Raw genomic sequence first — 20,105 nt, forward strand, 5'->3', positions numbered from 1 at the left:
GACCCCACACCATGCGCTGGCGTATGTGCCGCTTGACCGGACCCGGCGTCAGGCGGAAAATATCTCTATATCGCGATAGGAAGATATTTATGGATCTGGAAGCCTGGTCGAGCCGACTCAAGGTCTTCGCCGATGCGACCCGCGTGCGCCTGCTGGCCCTGCTGGCCGGCGAGGAACTGACCGTGGCCGAGCTCTCCGCCATCACCCAGCTCGCCCAGCCCCGCGTGTCCACCCACCTGGCCAAACTCAAGGAAGCCGGCCTGGTGCGCGACCGGCGCGCCGGCGTGTCCGCCTATTATCGCTTCGACGAGGACAAACTGGACCCGGCCCAGCGGGACTTGTGGCGGGCCCTGAAAGAAGGCAGCGACGATCCCCTGCTGCGCCAGGACGCCGAGCGCCTGCCGGCGGTGCTGGCCAGCCGCGCCGCCGACCAGAACTGGGCCGACTCGGTGGCCGGCGACATGGAACGCCATTATTCCCCCGGCCGCACCTGGGAGGCACTGGCGCGAACCGCCCTGCCCCTGCTGGAAACCGGCGACGTGCTCGACATCGCCTCCGGCGATGGCGTGCTGGCGGAACTGCTGTCGCCGCATTCGCACCGCTATGTCTGCATCGATACCAGCGCCCGCGTGGTCGCCGCCGCCGGCGAGCGGTTGCGCCGCTTTCCCAATGTGGAAGTCCGCGAGGGCGACATGCACGCCCTGCCCTTCAAGGACGGCAGTTTCGATCTGGTGGTGCTGATGCATGCACTGACCTATGCCAGCAAGCCGGCCCAGGCGGTCGCCGAAGCCGCGCGCGTGCTGCGCAAGGGCGGGCGCCTGCTGTTGAGCAGCCTGGGCAAGCACGAGCATCGCGCCGTGGTCGAATCCTACGGCCACGTCAATCTCGGCTTCACCGAGAAGGAACTGCGCAAGTTCGCCGAAAAGGCCGGGCTGCAGATCGTGAGCGCCGAGACCGTCACCCGCGAACGCCGTCCGCCGCATTTCGAAGTCATTTCCCTGCTGGGAGTCAAACCATGAACACCCTTCCCTGGCTGCACCCGCAGCGCGTGCGGTTGCTGCTCGACGCCCTCGAGCAACGCATCCTGATCATCGACGGCGCGATGGGCACCATGATCCAGCGCCACGGCCTGCAGGAAGCCGATTATCGCGGCGAGCGGTTCGTGGACGGCTTCGACAGCCGGCAGCCGGAAAATGGACACGGCCCCGGTTGCGGCCATGATCTGAAGGGCAACAACGACCTGCTGCTGCTGACCAAACCCGAGGTCATCGCCGGTGTGCATACCGCGTACCTGGAAGCCGGCGCGGATCTGGTCGAGACCAATACCTTCAACGCGACCGCGGTCAGCCAGGCCGACTACCACCTGGAACACCTGGTCTACGAATTGAACAAGGCCGGCGCACAGGTCGCGCGCGCGTGTTGCGATGAGGTCGAAGCGAAGACGCCGGACAAGCCGCGTTTCGTCATCGGCGTGCTCGGCCCGACCAGCCGCACCGCCTCGATCAGCCCCGACGTCAATGATCCGGGTTTCCGCAACACCAGCTTCGACGAACTGCGCGCCACCTACCGCGAGGCCATCGACGGCCTGATCGACGGTGGCGCGGATTGCCTGATGGTGGAAACCATCTTCGACACCCTCAACGCCAAGGCCGCGCTGTTCGCCATCGAGGAAGCCTTCGACGCCCGTGGCGCGCGCCTGCCGATCATGATCTCCGGCACCATCACAGACGCGTCCGGACGCACTCTGTCCGGGCAGACCGCGGAAGCGTTCTACACCTCCATGGCACACAGCCGCCCGCTGTCCATCGGCCTGAACTGCGCGTTGGGCGCGCGCGATCTGCGCGAGCACGTGGAAACCCTGGCCAACGTGGCCGACGGCTACGTCAGTGCCCACCCCAACGCCGGCCTGCCCAACGCCTTCGGCGAATACGACGAGACGCCGGAGGAAATGGCGGCCACGTTGAAGGAATTCGCCCAGTCCGGCCTGCTGAACCTGGTGGGCGGCTGCTGCGGCACCTCGCCCGCGCACATCCAGGCCATCGCCCAGGCGGTGGCGGGAATTCCACCGCGGCGCCTGAGGCAGCCGCTGGCCCGGGCGGCCTGAGCGCGCGCATGAAGATTCTCGTGGTGGGGGCCAGCGGCGCCCTGGGACGCGCGGTGGCTCGGCATCTGGGCGAGCGTCACCAGGTGATCACCGCGGGCCGCAACAGCGGCGAGCATCGCGTCGATCTGCGCGATGACGCCAGCGTGGGCGCCCTGTTCGCCGCGACCGGACAGCTCGACGCCATCGTCAGCGCCGCCGGCAGCGTGCATTTCGGTCCGCTGGACGGGATGACCGCCGCCCAGTTCGACACCGGCCTGCAGGACAAGCTGCTCGGCCAGGTGCGGCTGGCGCTCATCGGCCAGCATCATCTGCGGGATGGCGGCTCGATCACGCTGACCACCGGCATCCTCGCCGAGCAGCCGATCCGCCAGGGCGCCAACGCCACCGCGGTCAATGCCGCGGTCGAGGGCTTCGTCCGCGCCGCCGCCTGCGAACTGCCGCGCGGACTGCGCATCAACGCCGTCAGCCCCACTGTGCTCAGCGAAGCCTGGGACGCCTACGCCGATTTCTTCCCCGGCTTCGAGCCGGTTTCCGCCGCCCGCGCCGCGCTGGCCTTCCAGCGCAGCATCGAAGGCGTGCAGACAGGACAGGTCTACAAGGTCTGGTAATGGACAACAACACATCCCCGCCCCGCTATACCCGCCTCTCCGGGCTCGAACCGCTGGTCATCACCCCGGACCTGCTGTTCGTCAACGTCGGCGAACGCACCAACGTCACCGGCAGCGCGCAGTTCCGCAAGCTGGTCAAGGAAGAGCGCTACGAGGAGGCGGTCGAGGTCGCACGCCAGCAGGTCGCCAGCGGCGCGCAGATCCTCGACGTCAACATGGACGAGGGCCTGATCGATTCCGAGAAGGCGATGAGCCGCTTCCTCAACCTGATCGCCTCCGAGCCGGACATCGCCCGCATCCCGGTGATGGTCGACTCCTCCAAGTGGACCGTCATCGAGGCCGGCCTGAAATGCCTGCAGGGCAAGGGCGTGGTCAACTCCATCTCGCTGAAGGAAGGCGAGGAAGCCTTCATCGAGCACGCCCGCAAGGTACTGCGCTATGGCGCGGCCGCCGTGGTCATGGCGTTCGACGAAACCGGCCAGGCCGATACCTGCGAGCGCAAGGTGGAGATCTGCACGCGCGCCTACCGGATCCTGACCGAGCAGGTCGGCTTCCCGCCGGAAGACATCATCTTCGATCCCAACATCTTCGCGGTCGCGACCGGCATCGAGGAACACGACAACTACGCGGTGGACTTCATCGAGGCCACCCGCATCATCAAGCGCACGCTGCCGCACTGCCATGTGTCCGGCGGCGTCTCCAACGTCTCGTTCTCCTTCCGCGGCAACGAGACCGTGCGCCAGGCCATCCACTCGGTGTTCCTGTACCACGCCATCCAGGCGGGCATGGACATGGGCATCGTCAACGCCGGCGCGATGCCGATCTATGACGACCTGGACCCGGAACTGCGCGAGCGGGTGGAAGACGTCATCCTCAACCGCCGCAGCGACGCGACCGAGCGGTTGCTGGAAATCGCCGACCGCTACAAGGGCAAGAAGGGCGAAAGCAAGACCGAGGATCTGGCCTGGCGCGGCAAGCCGGTGCGCGAGCGCCTGGCGCACGCGCTGGTGCACGGCATCGATGCGTTCGTCGAGGAAGACACCGAGGAAGCGCGGCAGCAGGCGACACGGCCGCTGGACGTGATCGAAGGTCCGCTGATGGACGGCATGAACGTGGTCGGCGATCTGTTCGGCGCCGGCAAGATGTTCCTGCCGCAGGTGGTGAAGTCGGCGCGGGTCATGAAGAAGGCCGTGGCCTACCTGCTGCCGTTCATCGAGGCGGAAAAACTGAAGACCGGCGACGCCGGCAAGTCCAACGGCAAGATCGTGATGGCCACGGTCAAGGGCGACGTCCACGACATCGGCAAGAACATCGTCGGTGTGGTCCTGGCCTGCAACAACTTCGAGGTGGTCGACCTGGGCGTGATGGTGCCGGCGCAGAAGATCCTCGACACCGCCCGTGCCGAGAACGCCGACATCATCGGCCTGTCCGGCCTGATCACGCCTTCGCTGGAGGAAATGACCCATGTCGCCCGCGAGATGCAGCGCCAGGGTTTTTCCATGCCGCTGCTGATCGGCGGCGCGACCACGTCGCGCGCGCATACCGCGCTGAAGATCGATCCGCACTACGACGCACCGACCGTCTGGGTGAAGGACGCCTCGCGCGCGGTCGGCGTGGCGCAATCGCTGATTTCGCGCGACATGCGCGCGGCCTTCGTCGCCGCCAACGACGCCGACTATGCCGAGATCCGGCAGCGCCACCGCAACCGTGGCGACGCCAAGCGGCTGGTTTCGCTGGAGAAGGCGCGCGGGCAGAAGTTCGACGGCGGCTGGGACACTTACGACCCGCCCGCGCCACGCCAGCCCGGCATCACCGCGCTGGACGACTATCCGCTGGCCGAACTGGTCGAATACATCGACTGGACGCCGTTCTTCCAGGCGTGGGAACTGGCCGGCAAGTATCCGGCCATCCTGACCGACGAGGTCGTTGGCCCGCAGGCCAGCGAGTTGTACCGCGATGCGCGCGCGATGCTGGACCGGATCATCCGCGAGCGCTGGCTGACCGCGCGCGGCGTGTTCGGCCTGTGGCCGGCGCAGTCGACCGGCGACGACGTCGTCATCCAGACCGAAGGGGGTCCGCAGACCCTGCATTTCCTGCGCCAGCAGGTCGACAAGCCGGTCGAACGCCCTGACTTCTGCCTGGCCGATTTCATCGCGCCGCAGGCATCGGGCAAGGCCGACTGGATCGGCATGTTCGCGGTCACCGCCGGTATCGGCATCGACGAGCACGTGGCGCGCTTCGAGGCCGATCACGACGACTACAACGCGATCCTGCTCAAGGCGCTGGCCGACCGCCTGGCCGAAGCCTTCGCCGAGCGCCTGCACCAGCGCGTGCGCACCGAGTTCTGGGGCTTTGCCGCCGACGAATCACTGGACAACGACGCGCTGATCGCCGAGGGCTACCGCGGCATCCGTCCCGCGCCCGGGTATCCGGCCTGCCCGGAGCACAGCGAGAAGGCCACGCTGTTCCGGCTGCTCGATGCCGGTTCGAATGCCGGCATGACCCTGACCGAAAGCTTCGCCATGCTGCCGACCGCGGCGGTATCGGGGTACTACTTCAGCCATCCGCAGAGCCAGTACTTCGTGGTCGGCCGGCTGTCCAAGGAGCAGGTTGCCGACTATGCGCGCCGCAAGGGCGTGGACTTGGTCCAGGCCGAGCGCTGGTTGGCATCGAATCTGGATTACGACCCGGAATAGGGCCGGGATTCGGGATGACCGGCCATGCGGCCGTTGAAAGCCGGGATTCGGGATTCGGGAATCGGGAATCGGGAATCGGGAATCGGGAATCGGGAATCGGGAAAGGCTCGGCTTTTGCCTCCCCCTTTGCAAAAGGGGGATTGAGGGGGATTTGCTTTTCGCGCAAAGAGCCAATCCCCCGTCATCTGCTCCGCAGGTGCCCGCCCCCTTTTTCGCTTTCAACAGCCGAATGGCTGGTCAAGGGGGCTACCTGCGCCTTGTGGAACAACAGGGTTGGAAAGCACGCCGCATCATGCCGCGGCAAGCTCGTCCAGCGCGCATCGTTTAGGATCCGCGTTCCCTACCGCATCGCCTCCGCATGGACGCTGCCCAGAGCACCAACGCCGCCTTCCTGCTCAAGCATGCCGCGCCCGGGCGCATCGGCCTCTCCGGCGGGCGTGACTGGATCAACAAGCTGATCCGCAAGGCGCAGGGGCCGTTGACGGGCGATGGCCATCGCAGCCTGTGGTCGCACGCATTCATCTTCATGGAACAGCGCGTGGACGGGCACTGGTGGGTACTGGAGTCGGATCTGGATCTGCGCTACCGCCAGATTCGCCTCGGCGTGCAGGAAAACCGGCTGGCCCGCTATTTCGACGAGGAGACGTTCCCCAACCTCGCCGTGCTGGACTTCGGACTGGACGAGACCCAGATCCGGCAGGTGCAGGTCGCCGGGCTGGAACTGCTGGCCGGCTTGTCCAGCTATTCGCTGGGCGAACTGGTCGGCACGCTGTTCGCCCTGCACAGTACGCGCCTGCGCCAACGCGACAATCTGCTGGCCAAGGAAGGCGCGCTGTACTGTTCGGCGCTGGTCCAGCACTGCTATGCCGCCGCCGGACTGGAATTCGTTCCCGGCGTGCCGGGCAAGAACGTGGCCCCGCACGACCTCTACGATTCGCCGCTGCCGCACCAGAGCCATTCGCTGATCCGGGATCTGGGCATCTCGCGCCTGCGCCGGCTGGCGCACGGCACCCGCGAACTGCTGGCTGCCCCCGTGCAGGATCTGCTGTGACACCGTCCGCCGCCGTTCCGATGGCGCGGCTGTCCAGCTTCTATCTCGCGTACTACGCCGCACTGGGTGCGTTCTCGCCCTACTGGAGCCTGTTCCTGCAATCGCGTGGCATGCAGGTCGGCGCAATCAGCGTACTGATGAGCCTGTGGTATGCCACCCGCATACTCGCGCCCAGCACCTGGACCACGCTGGCGGCACGTTCGCCGCGCCCCATCCGCTGGCTGCACCTGGGATGCTGGCTGACCCTGCTGGCGTTCGCGCTCTTCCTGCTGCCGCTGGGATTCACCGGCCTGTTCGTGGTGATGTGCGCGTTCTGCTTCGCCTACAACGCGGTGATGCCGCAATTCGAATCGATCACCCTGGGCCATCTCGCCGCGCAGCCGCATCGCTACGGCCAGGTGCGGGTCTGGGGTTCGATCGGCTTCATCATGGTGGTGTCCTCGTACGGGCCACTGCTCGACCGTTTCGGTGCCGGCAGCCTGCCCTGGCTGATGCTGCCGCTGCTGGCCGCGCTGCTGGCCTCGGCCTACGCCAACCATTACGAGCATCCGCCGCGGGAAGCGGATTCCCCGGACCAGGCCGGTTTCCGGGCACGCCTGAAGCAACCTGCGGTGCGCGCGTTCTTCGTCGCCGCCTTCCTCATCCAGATCTCGTTCGGCCCCTACTACACCTTCTTCGCCATCTATTTGAGCGAGCACGGCTACTCCGCCTCCCGCCTGGGCCTGTTCTGGACGGTCGGCGTACTCGCCGAGATCGGGGTGTTCTTCCTGTCGGCGCGGATTTTCCGGCGTTGGGACGCGGGCAAGGTGATGGCGGTGGCGATGCTCAGCGCCGCTCTGCGCTGGTGGGCGACCGCGCTCTGGCCGGACAACGCCTGGCTGCTGGGACTGGCGCAAATCACCCATGCGCTCAACTTCGGCGGGTTCTTCGCCGCCGCGATGCAACTGCTCGCCCGGTTCTTCCCCGGTCGGCTCAATGGCCATGGCCAGGGCGTGTTCTATGGCCTCTCCTCCGGCATTGGCGGCGTGGCCGGCGCCCTGATCGCCGGTCAGTTGTGGCGCTTCAGCGGCTCCGTGGCGTTCGCGGCCGCGGGTGGCTTCGCCCTGCTCGCCGCGCTCATCGCCTGGCGCTGGCTGGTGCCCCCACGCGCCACCGCCCATCCTGCGGTGGGCTAGGCAAGCCCTCGCCGTTCGAGGAATCCGGTAATCGCCGCGACGGCGGCGTCGGTGGCGACCTGGAACAGGAAATGCGGCGCGTCGATCCGGCGCAACTCGGCATCCCGCGCCAGTTGAAGCACCTGGTTCCCGGCCCACCGGCCGATGAGGCGATCCCGCGTCCCTTGCAGATACAGCACCGGCACTTGCAGGCTCGCCAGCGCCTTCCCCGCGTCGCTGCGCAGTGCCGCCAGCGCGCGGCGGCGCAGCACTTCCGTCGGGATAGTCCGCAGTACCGCCTGCAATTCCGCCCTCAGTTCGCCACCCGCGCCGCGACCGGCAAGCATCCGTTCCAGCAACAGGCCGGGCGGCAGCGTCGCCGGCAGATGTTCCAGCACACCAGCCAACAGGCGACTGGCCGGCAACGGCGAGGACACGAAGCTCGCGGCCAGCACCAGCGCGCGCAGTCCCTGCGGGAATCGGCCCGCGAGCTCGGCCGCCAGCGGTCCCGCGAAGGATTCGGCGATCAGGACGAAGTCGCGGTCCCGGGGCAACTGCGGTGCGAGCGCGTCGGCCAACGGCGAATAGCCGTCGAACCGGCGGCTGTCATAGGCCAGCGTGCGGACCTCGAAATCCGCGTCCAGGCGTCGGGCCAGATTCCGGTAAAGGCGCCCGGTGCCATCCAGGCCGGGCAGCAGGCACAGCGTCGGCGCCCGCGTGTTCACCGGACGGCTTACCAGACCAGATCGTCGGGTACCTGGAATTTGGGATCCGCGTAGGGATCGGCTTCGGCCGGCGCATCGGGATCGACCTTCAACGCGACCGCAGGCGCGAACGTGGCCTCGGCCTGCGCCAGCACATCCGCGCTCACCAGCAGGTAACGGCCATTCAACTGGACCACGCCCAGTTCGCCCGCATTGAGCGCCTTGAGCTGGGCTTCGTTGACATAGATGCGCTTGATCTTGCCGCCATACGGAAAATGCCGCGCGATTTCCGCCGCGGGATCATTCAGCGCCTGATCCTTCAGCAGGGTTTCCAGTCGCGCCTTGGCCTCGCGGCGCAGGCGCGCCTCTTCCTGCTTCTGGCGTTCGGTCTCGATACGCTCGTCCTTTTCCTTCTGCGCGCGGATCGCGTAGGCCTTGGCGAGATCGATGTCGCCCTCGCGCTTGCCGCCCTTGCCCTGGCCTGCCGGCGGATGCGGCTTGCCGGGCCTGCCGCCCGACTTCCCCTTGTTGGCCTGTCCCGGCTTGCCGGGATGCCTGCCGTGGGGCTTGTTGGGATGCTGGCCGGCCTGCGGCTTGCGCTCGGGTTTCGGCGCGGGCTTGAAGCCCAGGCCGAGGAGTTGATCGCGGAGGGAATCGCTCATTGCGGGAAATTCGGCGGTGAACACAGCGCGCCCGTGGCGGGCGCGGTGCCAAGCGTATCAATAATGCGGCGGCGGCGGCTCGTCGGCGGGATCGGCGTACAGTTCGCCCCGCAGCTTGCGCAGGTCCGACAACAGGTTCATCAGCAGCTCGGTGTTGCGCCCGCTCTCGGCGCGGGCGTCGGCCAGGGCCTCGCTCAGCTCGGCCATGGCCTGCTCCTGGAAGGTCAGGCGTGTCTCCAGTTCGACCAGGCGCTGTTCCAGCCGGTCCTGCGCGAACAGGTCACTCGGCATGGATGGAACGTCCGCGGCCGATGCCGTAGTACGCGAGGCCGGCCTGTTCGACTTCGGCCGGCTCGTAGAGATTGCGGCCGTCGAAAATCACCGCGTCCTTGAGCAGGCTCTTGAGCCGGGAGAAATCCGGGCTGCGGAACTGCTTCCATTCGGTCACCACCACCAGCGCATCGGCACCGTCCAGCGCGGACGCGGCGGAGTCGCACAGCACCAGATCATCGCGCTCGCCGAAGATGCGGCGCGCTTCATGGCTGGCTTCCGGATCGTAGGCGCGGACCTTGGCGCCGCCCTCCCACAACTGCGCCAGCAGGCGACGGCTGGAAGCTTCGCGCATGTCGTCGGTGTTGGGCTTGAATGCCAGTCCCCACACCGCGAAGGTGCGACCGCGCACGCCCTCGTCCTCGCCACGGTCGTAGTGGCGCTGGATCAGTTCGTACAGGTGTCCCTTCTGGGCGTCGTTGACCTCTTCCACGGCGTCGAGCAGGCGCGGCGTGTAGCCATGCTGCTGGGCGGTGCGGGCCAGCGCCTGCACGTCCTTGGGGAAGCAGGAACCGCCATAACCGGCGCCCGGATAGATGAAATACCAGCCGATGCGCGGATCCGAGCCGATGCCCTGGCGGACATGCTCGACGTCGGCGCCGACACGCTCGGCGATGTTGGCGATCTCGTTCATGAAACTGATCTTGGTCGCCAGCATCGCGTTGGCCGCGTACTTGGTCAGTTCCGCCGAACGCACGTCCATCACCACGATGCGCTCGTGGTTGCGGTTGAATGGCGCGTACAGGCGCTTGAGCTTCTCGACCGCGGCCGGATTGTTGGCGCCGATGACGATGCGGTCCGGGCGCATGCAGTCCTTGACCGCGTCGCCCTCCTTCAGGAATTCCGGGTTGGAGACCACATCGAACGGGATCTCCACGCCGCGCTTTTGCAGCTCCGCCTGGATCGCGTCACCCACGCGATCGGCGGTGCCGACCGGCACCGTCGACTTGTCGACCACCACGGTCGGCCGCTGGATGTGCTGGCCGATGGTGCGGGCCACCGCCAGCACGTATTGCAGATCCGCGCTGCCATCCTCGTCCGGCGGCGTGCCCACGGCGATGAAGATCACCTCGCCGTGCGCGATCGCTTCGGCCGCGTCGGTGGTGAAACGCAGGCGGCCGGCGGCATGGTTGGCCTTGACCATCGGCTCCAGCCCCGGCTCGTAGATCGGGATGACACCGTTGTTCAGGCCTTCGACCTTGGCGGCATCGATATCGACGCAGATGATGTCGTGGCCGACCTCGGCCAGACAGGTACCTGTCACCAGGCCGACGTAACCGGTGCCGAAGATCGCTACTCGCATGCTGGAATTCCGTTGTGGGGGAGAACGGGCTTTATTGCAGGATGCCCATCAACTCAACGTCAAAAGTAAGCGTGGCGTCCGGCCCGATCTTGCCGCCGGGCGCGCCTTCCTTGCCGTAGGCGAGGTCGCCGGGAATCCAGAAACGGTACTTGGCGCCGACGGGCATCAGCGAAACGCCCTCGGTCCAGCCGGGGATCACCTGGTTCAGGCCAAACTCAGCCGGCTGGCCACGATCGTAGGAACTGTCGAATACGGTGCCGTCCAGCAACGCGCCGACATAGTTCACGCGCACTCGGCTGCTCGGGGTCGGACGCGCGCCGTTGCCTTCGCGCAGCACCATGTACTGCAGGCCCGACGGCGTGGTGATCACGCCCTTCTTGGCCTTGTTCTCGGCCAGGAACTTGCTGCCTTCGTTGCGGTTGCGCTGCGCGCTCTCGCTCTGCCGGCGGATCATGAAGGCTTCCATCGTCGCCTTCGCGTCTTCGGCGGTCAGCAGCGGCTTGGCGCTCTTGTCCAGCGCGGTGCGCATGCCCTGCATCACCACCGCCATGTCCAGATCCTGCTTCAGCGGGGCCAGCGACGGTCCCACCATGTAGCTGCCCAGCATCAGGCCGACCTTGTCCTTGGCTACGGCCGGCGGCGGGCTGCCCGGCGGCATGCCCGGGATCTGCTGGCCCTGGCTGGCGGCCAGGTTGATGCGCAGCGCCTGGTCGGTGGCCTGCGCCTCTTCCTGGCTGATCAGCGGCTTGCCACCGTCCATCGCGTTCTTCATGGCGCGCTCGAACGCGGCCAGGTCAATGAACTTCGCAATCGGTTCGAACGATTGGCCCAGATCCAGGCCGACCGAGTAGCTGACCTTTTCGCGCTCATTCGTCAGCGCGGTTTTTTCCTGTGCAGACACGCTGCCTCCCAGCATCGAAAAAGTGATTGCCACAACCGCGGCGAAACCGCGCACCGACCGCTTCATCCCTCGACTCCTCGCAACTTGCCGCGATGGCGGCACCAATCCCGTATTGTCGCACGCAAGCCGCGGCCGCGCGCAGGGTTCAACGCCGCGCCGCCTTCAGTTCGCGCTCGATGGCGGCCACCAGCGCCGGGTCATCCGGCTTGATCTTGCTGGGGAAATTCGCCACCACCCGGCCATCGCGCGCGACCAGGTACTTGTGGAAATTCCAGCCCGGCGCGACGCCGGTGGCCTGGCTGAGCGAGCGATACAACGGCGTGGTTTCCGGGCCGATCACATGCACCTTCTCGAACATCGGGAACTTGACCCCGTAGGTCAGCGTGCAGAACTCCTGGATCTGCTGCTCGTTGCCGGGTTCCTGGCCCTTGAAATCATTGGACGGAAAGCCAAGCACCGCGAATCCGCGCCCGGCGTACTTCCGGTGCAGCGCTTCCAGGCCCTCATACTGCGGCGTGAAGCCGCATTTGCTGGCGGTGTTGACGATCAGCAGGACCTGCCCGGCGTACTTCTCGTTCAGCCGGACCGGGGTCTTGCCGGCCAGCGGCCGATAGCTGACGTCCAGCAGCCCGGCGGCCCAGACGCTTCCCGCCGCCACCAAAGCGACGATTAAAGTCATGTTTTTCAGCCACTTGCGCTTCATCTGGAGTTCCTGCCGGTCGGGGGCGAGAAGTATGCCTTCAGTTGGGTTACGAAACGGCGCCCGGGTAGTTGACGGCCTGTGTTCTGGTGTTATAGTTACATACAACACCACTCGCCCAATGAAGGGGGAGACGCAATGAAACCGAAACTGCTCAATACGCTGTCCGGCCTGGCGGCCAGTGGCGCCCTCCTGACCCTGGGTCTGCTGATGGGCACCACCGGGACCCGCCAGCGGAATGTCATGGAAGGCAGTCCTTTGGCCGGCGTCGATTCCACCATCGAAGCCGCGGCCGCCGCCGAGGATGCGCAGGTCCACCCGCGCCGCCGCGCCCGCGCCACGCTGTCGATGCCCTATTTCTCATTCGCGCAGTCGCTGCGCCCACGGGGTTGAGCCATGGTCAACATCCAGTGGAGCGACGGTGCTCCCATCTACCGCCAACTGAAGGATCGGGTGATCGCCATGATGCTAGACGGAGTTCTGAAACCGGGCGACGCCCTCCCCTCCGTCCGCCAGGTGGCGGCCGAGTACCAGCTCAATCCGATCACCGTCTCGCGCGCCTACCAGGAACTGGCCGACGAGGCGCTGGTGGAGAAGCGCCGCGGGCTGGGCATGTTCGTCACCGACGAGGCTTCCAAGAAGTTGCTCAAGAGCGAACGCGAGCGCTTCCTGCACGATGAATGGCCGGCCGTGGCCCAGCGCATCGAACGCCTGGGGCTGTCGATCGAGGAACTGCTGCAAGTCAAGGGGAACAAGTGATGAGCGCCGTGATTTCCAATCCCGTGGTGACCGCCCAGGGCCTGCGCAAGGCCTACCGGAGCAAGCTGGCGCTGGACAACACCAGCTTCCAGATCGAGGCCGGCAAGATCATCGGCCTGATTGGCCCCAACGGCGCCGGCAAGACCACCGCGCTGAAGGCCATCCTCGGGCTGACCCCGTTCGAGGGCGACCTGAAGGTGCTGGGCCTGGATCCGCGCAAGCAGCGTGGCCAGTTGATGAACGACGTGTGCTTCATCGCCGACGTGGCGGTGCTGCCGCGCTGGATGCGGGTTCGTGAGGCCATCGATTTCGTGGCCGGCGTGCATCCCCGCTTCGACCGCGCAAAATGCGAGCGTTTCCTGGCCAACACCCAGTTGCGCCCGGACCTGCGGGTCCGCGAGATGTCCAAGGGCATGATCGTGCAGTTGCACCTGGCCCTGGTGATGGCGATCGACGCCCGCCTGCTGGTGCTGGACGAGCCGACCCTCGGCCTGGACATCCTCTATCGCAAGCAGTTCTACCAGCGCCTGCTGGAGGACTACTTCGACGAGCAGAAGACCATCATCGTCACCACCCATCAGGTCGAGGAGATCGAACACATCCTCACCGACGTGATGTTCATCCGCGACGGCCGGATCGTGCTGACCGCGCAGATGGACGAGGTGGCCGAGCGCTACACGGAGTTGCTGGTCTCTTCCGACAAGGTCGAACAGGCGCGCGCCCTGAACCCCATCGACGAACGCGGCCTGCCATTCGGCAAGAGCGTTTTCCTGTATGACGGCATCGACCGCGGCCGGCTCGCCGAACTGGGCGAGACGCGCAATCCCGGCCTGGCCGATCTGTTCGTCGCCATCATGAAAGGAACCTACGCATGAACACCGCCACCACTGTGCATGCCACCAAGGGCTCCGCCTTCAAGTGGCTGTTGAAACGGGAGTTCTGGGAAAACCGCGGCGGCTTCCTGTGGGCGCCGGTGATCACCGGCGCCATCATCACCGTGCTGTCCTTCATCGCCGCCATGATCGGGGTCATCAAGTTCTTCCAGGTGAAGAACGACATGGACTTCAACATGAACGTGGACGGTGACATGCTGGATCACGTCCGCCAGATCGGCCAGGTCGGCGACGGCATCCTGATGGGCGGCATGGGCCTGACCCAGATCGTGCTGGCGTTCGTGGTGTTCTTCTACGCCCTGGGCACCCTGCACGACGATCGCCGTGATCGCAGCATCCTGTTCTGGAAGTCGCTGCCCGTCACCGATACCCAGATGGTGCTGTCGAAGGCGACCTGGGCCCTGTTCCTGGGACCGCTGCTGGCCATCGGCATCGGCGTGCTGGTCGGCGTGGCGCTGTGGATCATCGCCGCCAGCGCGATGGGCATCATGGGCGTACCGGGTGGCTGGGCGATGTTCACCCATTCGCATCCGCTGAGCATCATCGCCAACGTGCTGTCGACCCTGCCGATCTACCTGTTCTGGGCGCTGCCCGCGGTGGGCTGGCTGATGTTCTGCTCGGCCTGGGCGCGCAGCAAGCCGTTCCTGTGGGCGGTGCTGATTCCGGTGCTGGCCTGCGTGATCATCAGCATGCTGGGCATCCTGGGCATCGACATCCCGTATGGCCCGCTCTGGTACACCGTGGTCTATCGCGGCCTGCTGAGTGTGGTGCCGGGAACCTGGTCACCGCTGAACCTGACCAACGACCAGTTGGCCGGCCAGAACGTCAACACCCCCGACGACCTGGTGCGGATGATGAACCTGGGCAACAACTGGCAGGTCTTCGGTACTGCCGACCTGTGGATCGGCGCGGTCATCGGCGCCGGCCTGATCGCCGCCGCCATCTACCTGCGCCGCTGGCGCGACAGCGAGTGATCCGGCCCGGGCGGCGGCGCCACGCCGCCGCCCACCCGGTCAACCACCCGCGTTCCGTACGGAGGATTCCCATGCACCGTGTTTTCCTGTCGCTGCCCGTCCTGGCCGTTGCCATCGCCATCGCGGCCCCGGCAATCGCCGCCGAAGACAATTGCAAGCACACCGAGCCCCGCCAACTGGACCTGGACATCGGCGATGCCAAGGCCGTGGTGTTCGACGTGGCCTCGCATGACCTGAAACTGGTGGCCCGCTCCGGCAACCACCACGGACTGCGGGGCCGGGCCTGCGCCTCCGACGCCAAGCTGCTGCCGCAGTTGTCCGTCACCCAGCGCCGCGAGGGCGACAAGCTGGTGGTGCTCCTGCGACGCGAAGGCCGGAGCCAGGGCATCTTCTTCAGCAAGAACTACGCCTACCTGGAACTCGACGGCAGCGTGCCCGACAACATGCCGGTCCAGCTCAAGGTCGGGTCGGGGGACGCGGAGGTACGCGGTGCCGCCATCGTCAGCGCCGACGTCGGCTCCGGCGACGCGGTGATCCGCGAAACCCGCGGGCTGGTCGCCTTCGATGTCGGGTCCGGCGATGTCGAAGTCGATGGCGCCGGCTCGCTGAAAGGCATCAGCATCGGCTCCGGCGACGCGCAGGCGCGCCACGTCCGCGGGCCGGTCAGCATCGGCACCATCGGTTCGGGCGATTTCGACCTCGAGGATGGCCAGGGCCGGGTCGAGATCGAATCCATCGGCTCCGGCGATGCCGAGCTGTCCCGCATCGGCGGCGACGTTGTCATCGGCAGCGTCGGTTCCGGCAATGTCGGCGCGCGCGAAGTCCGCGGCGGCCTGAGCGTGCGTTCCGTCGGCAGCGGCTCGATCGATCATTCCGGCGTCGCCGGCACCGTTTCCCTTCCCCGTCGCCATTGAGGAATTCCGCCATGCGCACTCCGTCCCTTTCCGCCAGCCTGGGCGTCGGCCTGGTCCTGGCCCTCTCGCTGGCCGCCTGCAAGCCGCAGGCCAGCATCGACAATGGCAACGGCAAGATCGCCCGCTTCGGCGACGGCGAACTCACCATCAACGCCGATGGTTATCCCAAGGCCAGGATCGGCGCCAACGGCGACCTGGTCATCGACGGCAAGGCGGTGGCGCTGACACCGGATCAGCGCAAGCTGGTCTCGGCCTACTACGGCGAACTGGAAGGCATCACCCAGGCCGGCATCGCGGTCGGCAAGCAGGGCGCCAAGATGGCCGGCAAGGCGGTCGGAGCGGCGATCAGCGGCGTGATCAGCGGCAACACCGACGACATCGACGCGCGGATGGACGCCGAGGCCAAGAAGATCGAGGCCGAGGCGAACAAGATCTGCACACGCCTGACCGGACTGCGCACCGCCCAGGACGCGCTGGCGGCGCAGGTGCCGGCGTTCCGTCCCTACGCCAACCTGGATCAGCAAGACATCGACGACTGCGGCAAGGACTGATCCTTCCGCAGGACCGGTCATTTTCCCGCCGCGGCAAGGGGTTTGCCGCGGCGGTTCCACGACAAGACGCGAGGCCGAACCATGAAAGGGATGTGGTCGCTGTTGTTGTGCCTGTGCACCGTCGCCGTCCCCGTTGCGGGCATGGCCGCGGAAAGCGTCCCCGACCCGGTCGAAACGCTGATGCGGGAGGCCCGCGTGACCGGCCTCGCACTGGCCGTCATTCATGACGGCAAGGTGGCCGAGTTGAAGACCTACGGCCTGCGCGACGTCGAACGGAACCTGCCGCTGACGCCCGATACCACGATGTACGCCGCTTCGCTCACCAAGGGCGCATTCGCGTACGCGGTGATGGGGCTGGTGCGGGACGGGCGGCTGGATCTGGATCGCTCCATCGCCGACTACCTGCCCCGCCCGCTGCCGGAGTACGAGAAGTACGCCGATCTGGCCGGCGACGAACGCTGGCGGCGACTGACCCCGCGCATGCTGCTGGCACATACCGCTGGCTTCCCGAATTTCCGGTTCTTCACTCCGCAAGGCTACGACGAACACGCGAAGCTGGCCTTCGCGTTCGACCCCGGCAGCCGTTTCGCCTACTCCGGCGAGGGCATCAACCTGCTGCAGTTCGTGATCGAGCATGGCCTGGGCGTCGATGTCGGCACGCTGATGCAGGAACGGGTATTCGATCGCTTCGGCATGCGCGGAAGCGGCATGACCTGGCGCGACGCGTTCGCCGCCAACCTGGCGCAGGGCTACGACGAGGACGGGGAATCCCTCGGCCACAAGCAGCGCGGCGCGGTGCGGGCCGCCGGTTCGATGGATACCACCCTGCGCGATTTCGCGGCGTTCCTGGCCGGCCTGTCGCGCAACGAGGGGCTGGATGCCGGGACGCGCGACGAATTGTTCGGCACGCAGGTGCGCATCGATTCGGTCCAGCAGTTCCCCACCCTGTCCACCGAGACCACCACCGACAACGCGGCGATCGAACTGGCCTACGGGCTCGGCTGGAGCGTGTACCGGACGCAGGAAGGCCGGGCGTTCTTCAAGGGCGGGCATGACGACGGCACCCGCAACATCGCGGTGTGCGTGCGCGACGGGCGTGACTGCCTGCTGCTGATGAGCAACAGCTCCAATGCCGACAGCATTTTCCCCTATCTCATCGAGTACAAGCTGGGACCGGTCTGCTTTCCCTGGTACTGGCAAAGCTACCTGCCCTACGACCATCCTGAATTGCGCGCGCCGGATGCCAATGCGCAACCGCATCCCCCCTGCACCGGTTGGCCGCTGCCCGCCAAGGTTGCCTCCCGATGACCATTCGCCCACGCCGGGTCACACCCGCGAGCCCCGCGCGTCCTGATCTCCGGACGCATCCCGCGCCGCTCTTCCAGGACTTCCCATGAAACGTCGACTTCCGCTGCTGCTGTCCCTGCTCGTGCCCGGTTTGGCGATCGCCGGCGAGCCCATCGATTTCCACTACACCAACCCGCAGGTGCTGGCGGCCACCGATGCCAAGGCCGTCGGCGACGCCTGGTTCGCCCGCTGCGCGTCAGGCGGCCAGTTCGCGGACCTGGCGCGCGGCTACGCGCCGGATCCGCGCCTGACCCGCGAACAGCGCGAATCGGCCGAGAAGGGCTTCGATCGGGCCCGTTTCGAAAAAATCGCCCAATCCACCTATGACCGCGTGGTCGCCGATCTGCCGCAGGGCCGGCTGACGCTGTGCGTGGATTTCACCGCTCCGGACGACGCGTTCACGCGTGATCGCATGCAGGGCGTGATCGCGCTGACCGCCGGCAGCGGCAAAGTCGTCGTCAAGCTGCATCCACAGGCTGACTGGGCGAAGCTGCTGCCGTACGTGCTCGCGCACGAGCTCCATCACAGCTACTGGGCGCAGGAGCAGTTCCATCCGGATGCCGCGTTCACCCTCGCCGACTATCTGGTGTTCGAAGGCCGCGCCGATTACTACGCCAACCAGGTGTTCGGCGCGCACCCGGCGCCGTGGATCCACGCCCTGGACGACGCCCAGTACAGCGCGACCCTGGCCGCGTTCCGTCCCAACCTGGGCGAGACCTCTCCACAGGTATTGATGGGCTCGATGTTCGGCAATCCGCAGGCCGGTATCCCGATGTGGGCGGGCTACTCGGTGGGTCACCGTCTGGTCGCCGCGCGCCTGGACGGCAAGCCACACGACTGGGCGGCCATCACCGCGATGAAGGCCGCCGAGTTCATTCCCGCGGCGGAATGATCCGGTCTGAAGATCCGGCCATATGACGCCACCGCGGTGGGGGGGGGGGCGCCCCCCCCCCCCCCCCCCCGCCCCGGGGGGGGGGGGGGGGGCCCCCCCCCCCCCCACCGCCCGGCTTGCCGTGGATGCCGCCCTTGGCGAGCACGGCCGGATCCAGCAACGGCTTCAGCACTTTCTCCGGCAGGCCGGTGACCTCGCGCGCCACGTCGAGCACCGCGCGATTCTCCTTGTAGGCCTGCTTGGCGATGGCCGCGCCCTTCTCGTAGCCGATCACCGGGTTCAGCGCGGTCACCAGGATCGGATTGCGATCCAGTGCCCGCCTGACGTTGTCCTCACGCACCTTGAGTCCGTCGATGGCGGTGTCGGCGAGCAGGCGCGACACATTCGCCAGCAGCTGGATCGAATCCAGCAGGTTGGCCGCGATCAATGGCAGGGTCACGTTGAGCTGGAAGTTGCCGGTCTGCCCGGCCACCGTGATCGCGGTGTGGTGGCCCATCACCTGCGCGCACACCATCACGGTCGCTTCTGGAATCACCGGATTGACCTTGCCCGGCATGATCGAGCTGCCCGGCTGCAGGGCCGGCAGTTCGATCTCGCCCAGGCCGGCCAGCGGCCCGGCGTTCATCCAGCGCAGATCGTTGGCGATCTTGGTCAGCGCCACGGCCAGTGCGCTGAGTTGGCCGGACAGTTCGACCGCGTCGTCCTGCGCCGCCAGCCCTTCGAACTTGTTGCCGGCGCTCTCGAACCGCGCGCCGGTCTGCTTCGACAGCGCCTTCGCGACCCGCGCGCCGAAACGCGGATCGGCGTTGATGCCGGTGCCGATCGCGGTCCCGCCCAGCGGCAGCCGGCGCAGCCGCTTGAGGCTGTCGGCGATGCGCTCCTCGGCCGAGGCCAATTGCGCCGACCAGGCCGAGAACTCCTGGGCGAAGGTCAGCGGCATCGCGTCCATCAGGTGGGTGCGGCCGGTCTTGACGATCCTGCCGAGCGCCTTGCCACGTCGATCGATGGTCCGGCGCAGGTGTTTCACCGCCGGCAACAGGTCTTCCAGCACGGCCAGTTGCGCGGAGACGCGGATGGCGGTGGGAATGACGTCGTTGGAACTCTGGCCCAGGTTGACGTGATCATTCGGATGCACGCCCTTGCGCCCGGCCTTGCCGGAACGGTTGGCGAGCGCGGCAATGACCTCGTTGGCATTCATGTTCGACGAGGTGCCCGAACCGGTCTGGTAGATGTCGATCGGGAAGTGCGCGTCGTGTTCGCCGGCGGCCACTTCCAGCGCGGCGGCACGGATGGCCCGGGCGGTAACCTGCGGCAACAGGTCCAGGCTGGCGTTGACCTCGGCGGCGGCAGCCTTGATCAGCCCCAGCGCGCGGATGAAGCCGCGCGGCATCGGCCGGCCTGAAATCGGGAAGTTCTGCACCGCGCGCTGGGTCTGCGCGCCCCAGAGGGCGTCGGCGGGCACCCGCAGCTCGCCCATGCTGTCCCGTTCCACCCGGGTCCGTTCGTCGCGGGCCGCACCCGCCTTGGTTTTCCTGCTCATCAGCGCCTCCTGTGGGGATGGT

General features: G+C 66.9%; 20 protein-coding genes and 1 pseudogene. 14 read left to right on the plus strand and 7 right to left on the minus strand.

Annotated features, from left to right (window positions below; genetic code table 11):
* Window positions 1–89: 89 nt before the first annotated feature.
* The 6 genes from FHW78_RS13865 to FHW78_RS13890 all read left to right on the plus strand — a co-directional run bounded on the left by FHW78_RS13865 (window position 90) and on the right by FHW78_RS13890 (window position 7,634).
* Complete coding sequence (locus FHW78_RS13865; RefSeq protein WP_183641752.1) at window positions 90–1,019, plus strand: metalloregulator ArsR/SmtB family transcription factor; 930 nt, start codon at window positions 90–92, stop codon at window positions 1,017–1,019.
* Window positions 1,016–2,104, plus strand: a complete 1,089-nt coding sequence (locus FHW78_RS13870; RefSeq protein ID WP_183641755.1) for a homocysteine S-methyltransferase family protein — start codon at window positions 1,016–1,018, stop codon at window positions 2,102–2,104. Before FHW78_RS13865 ends, FHW78_RS13870 begins: the two co-directional genes overlap by 4 nt.
* A gap of 8 nt (window positions 2,105–2,112) precedes the next feature.
* A complete protein-coding gene (locus FHW78_RS13875) occupies window positions 2,113–2,712 on the plus strand; it encodes a short chain dehydrogenase (protein WP_183641758.1) in 600 nt (199 codons plus the stop codon).
* Window positions 2,712–5,408, plus strand: coding sequence for a methionine synthase (gene metH / locus FHW78_RS13880; RefSeq protein WP_183641761.1), 2,697 nt, complete (start codon window positions 2,712–2,714; stop codon window positions 5,406–5,408). The genes FHW78_RS13875 and metH overlap by 1 nt, the downstream gene beginning before the upstream one ends.
* Before the next feature lie 358 nt (window positions 5,409–5,766).
* Window positions 5,767–6,459 (plus strand): hypothetical protein, encoded by a 693-nt coding sequence (locus FHW78_RS13885; protein WP_183641764.1) that lies wholly within the window; start codon window positions 5,767–5,769, stop codon window positions 6,457–6,459.
* A gap of 20 nt (window positions 6,460–6,479) precedes the next feature.
* The gene (locus FHW78_RS13890) at window positions 6,480–7,634 is read left to right on the plus strand and encodes an MFS transporter (RefSeq protein ID WP_183644677.1); all 1,155 of its coding nucleotides are present in this window, start codon (window positions 6,480–6,482) and stop codon (window positions 7,632–7,634) included.
* On the opposite strand, the gene FHW78_RS13895 is transcribed toward FHW78_RS13890, so the two are convergent.
* The 6 genes from FHW78_RS13895 to FHW78_RS13920 form a co-directional block, all read right to left on the minus strand.
* On the minus strand, window positions 7,631–8,338 hold the full coding sequence (locus FHW78_RS13895; RefSeq protein ID WP_183641767.1) for an alpha/beta hydrolase: 708 nt from the start codon (window positions 8,336–8,338) through the stop codon (window positions 7,631–7,633). The genes FHW78_RS13890 and FHW78_RS13895 overlap by 4 nt on opposite strands.
* Before the next feature lie 8 nt (window positions 8,339–8,346).
* Complete coding sequence (locus FHW78_RS13900) at window positions 8,347–8,979, minus strand: DUF2058 family protein (RefSeq protein WP_183641770.1); 633 nt, start codon at window positions 8,977–8,979, stop codon at window positions 8,347–8,349.
* 57 nt (window positions 8,980–9,036) lie between these two features.
* Complete coding sequence (locus tag FHW78_RS13905) at window positions 9,037–9,270, minus strand: SlyX family protein (RefSeq protein ID WP_141453069.1); 234 nt, start codon at window positions 9,268–9,270, stop codon at window positions 9,037–9,039.
* The gene (locus FHW78_RS13910) at window positions 9,260–10,612 is read right to left on the minus strand and encodes a UDP-glucose/GDP-mannose dehydrogenase family protein (protein WP_183641773.1); all 1,353 of its coding nucleotides are present in this window, start codon (window positions 10,610–10,612) and stop codon (window positions 9,260–9,262) included. Before FHW78_RS13910 ends, FHW78_RS13905 begins: the two co-directional genes overlap by 11 nt.
* Window positions 10,613–10,643: 31 nt before the next feature.
* The gene (locus tag FHW78_RS13915) at window positions 10,644–11,579 is read right to left on the minus strand and encodes an FKBP-type peptidyl-prolyl cis-trans isomerase (protein ID WP_183641776.1); all 936 of its coding nucleotides are present in this window, start codon (window positions 11,577–11,579) and stop codon (window positions 10,644–10,646) included.
* A 79-nt stretch (window positions 11,580–11,658) separates the two neighbouring features.
* On the minus strand, window positions 11,659–12,192 hold the full coding sequence (locus FHW78_RS13920; protein WP_183644681.1) for a glutathione peroxidase: 534 nt from the start codon (window positions 12,190–12,192) through the stop codon (window positions 11,659–11,661).
* A gap of 159 nt (window positions 12,193–12,351) precedes the next feature.
* Between FHW78_RS13920 and FHW78_RS13925 the strand changes: the two genes are divergently transcribed.
* The 8 genes from FHW78_RS13925 to FHW78_RS13960 all read left to right on the plus strand — a co-directional run bounded on the left by FHW78_RS13925 (window position 12,352) and on the right by FHW78_RS13960 (window position 18,543).
* Entirely contained in the window at window positions 12,352–12,606 is a 255-nt protein-coding gene (locus tag FHW78_RS13925) for a hypothetical protein (RefSeq protein WP_183641779.1), read from the plus strand.
* A 3-nt stretch (window positions 12,607–12,609) separates the two neighbouring features.
* Entirely contained in the window at window positions 12,610–12,972 is a 363-nt protein-coding gene (locus FHW78_RS13930) for a GntR family transcriptional regulator (protein WP_183641782.1), read from the plus strand.
* Entirely contained in the window at window positions 12,972–13,847 is an 876-nt protein-coding gene (locus FHW78_RS13935; protein ID WP_183641784.1) for an ABC transporter ATP-binding protein, read from the plus strand. Before FHW78_RS13930 ends, FHW78_RS13935 begins: the two co-directional genes overlap by 1 nt.
* On the plus strand, window positions 13,844–14,839 hold the full coding sequence (locus tag FHW78_RS13940) for an ABC-2 transporter permease (RefSeq protein ID WP_183641789.1): 996 nt from the start codon (window positions 13,844–13,846) through the stop codon (window positions 14,837–14,839). The genes FHW78_RS13935 and FHW78_RS13940 overlap by 4 nt, the downstream gene beginning before the upstream one ends.
* Window positions 14,840–14,910: 71 nt before the next feature.
* Window positions 14,911–15,753: a hypothetical protein gene (locus FHW78_RS13945; protein WP_183641792.1), complete on the plus strand. Its 843-nt coding sequence runs from the start codon at window positions 14,911–14,913 to the stop codon at window positions 15,751–15,753.
* Window positions 15,754–15,764: 11 nt separating this feature from the next.
* The gene (locus FHW78_RS13950) at window positions 15,765–16,304 is read left to right on the plus strand and encodes a DUF2884 family protein (RefSeq protein ID WP_183641795.1); all 540 of its coding nucleotides are present in this window, start codon (window positions 15,765–15,767) and stop codon (window positions 16,302–16,304) included.
* A gap of 81 nt (window positions 16,305–16,385) precedes the next feature.
* On the plus strand, window positions 16,386–17,612 hold the full coding sequence (locus FHW78_RS13955) for a serine hydrolase domain-containing protein (protein ID WP_225562224.1): 1,227 nt from the start codon (window positions 16,386–16,388) through the stop codon (window positions 17,610–17,612).
* An 85-nt stretch (window positions 17,613–17,697) separates the two neighbouring features.
* Window positions 17,698–18,543, plus strand: a complete 846-nt coding sequence (locus tag FHW78_RS13960; RefSeq protein ID WP_183641798.1) for a DUF2268 domain-containing putative Zn-dependent protease — start codon at window positions 17,698–17,700, stop codon at window positions 18,541–18,543.
* Window positions 18,544–18,637: 94 nt separating this feature from the next.
* Here the strand turns inward: FHW78_RS13960 and FHW78_RS13965 are convergent.
* A pseudogene (locus tag FHW78_RS13965) lies at window positions 18,638–20,083 on the minus strand (class II fumarate hydratase); the annotation flags it as partial.
* Between the last annotated feature and the right edge of the window lie 22 nt (window positions 20,084–20,105).

Source organism: Pseudoxanthomonas sp. OG2, from assembly GCF_014192765.1.
GTDB lineage: Bacteria > Pseudomonadota > Gammaproteobacteria > Xanthomonadales > Xanthomonadaceae > Pseudoxanthomonas_A > Pseudoxanthomonas_A beigongshangi.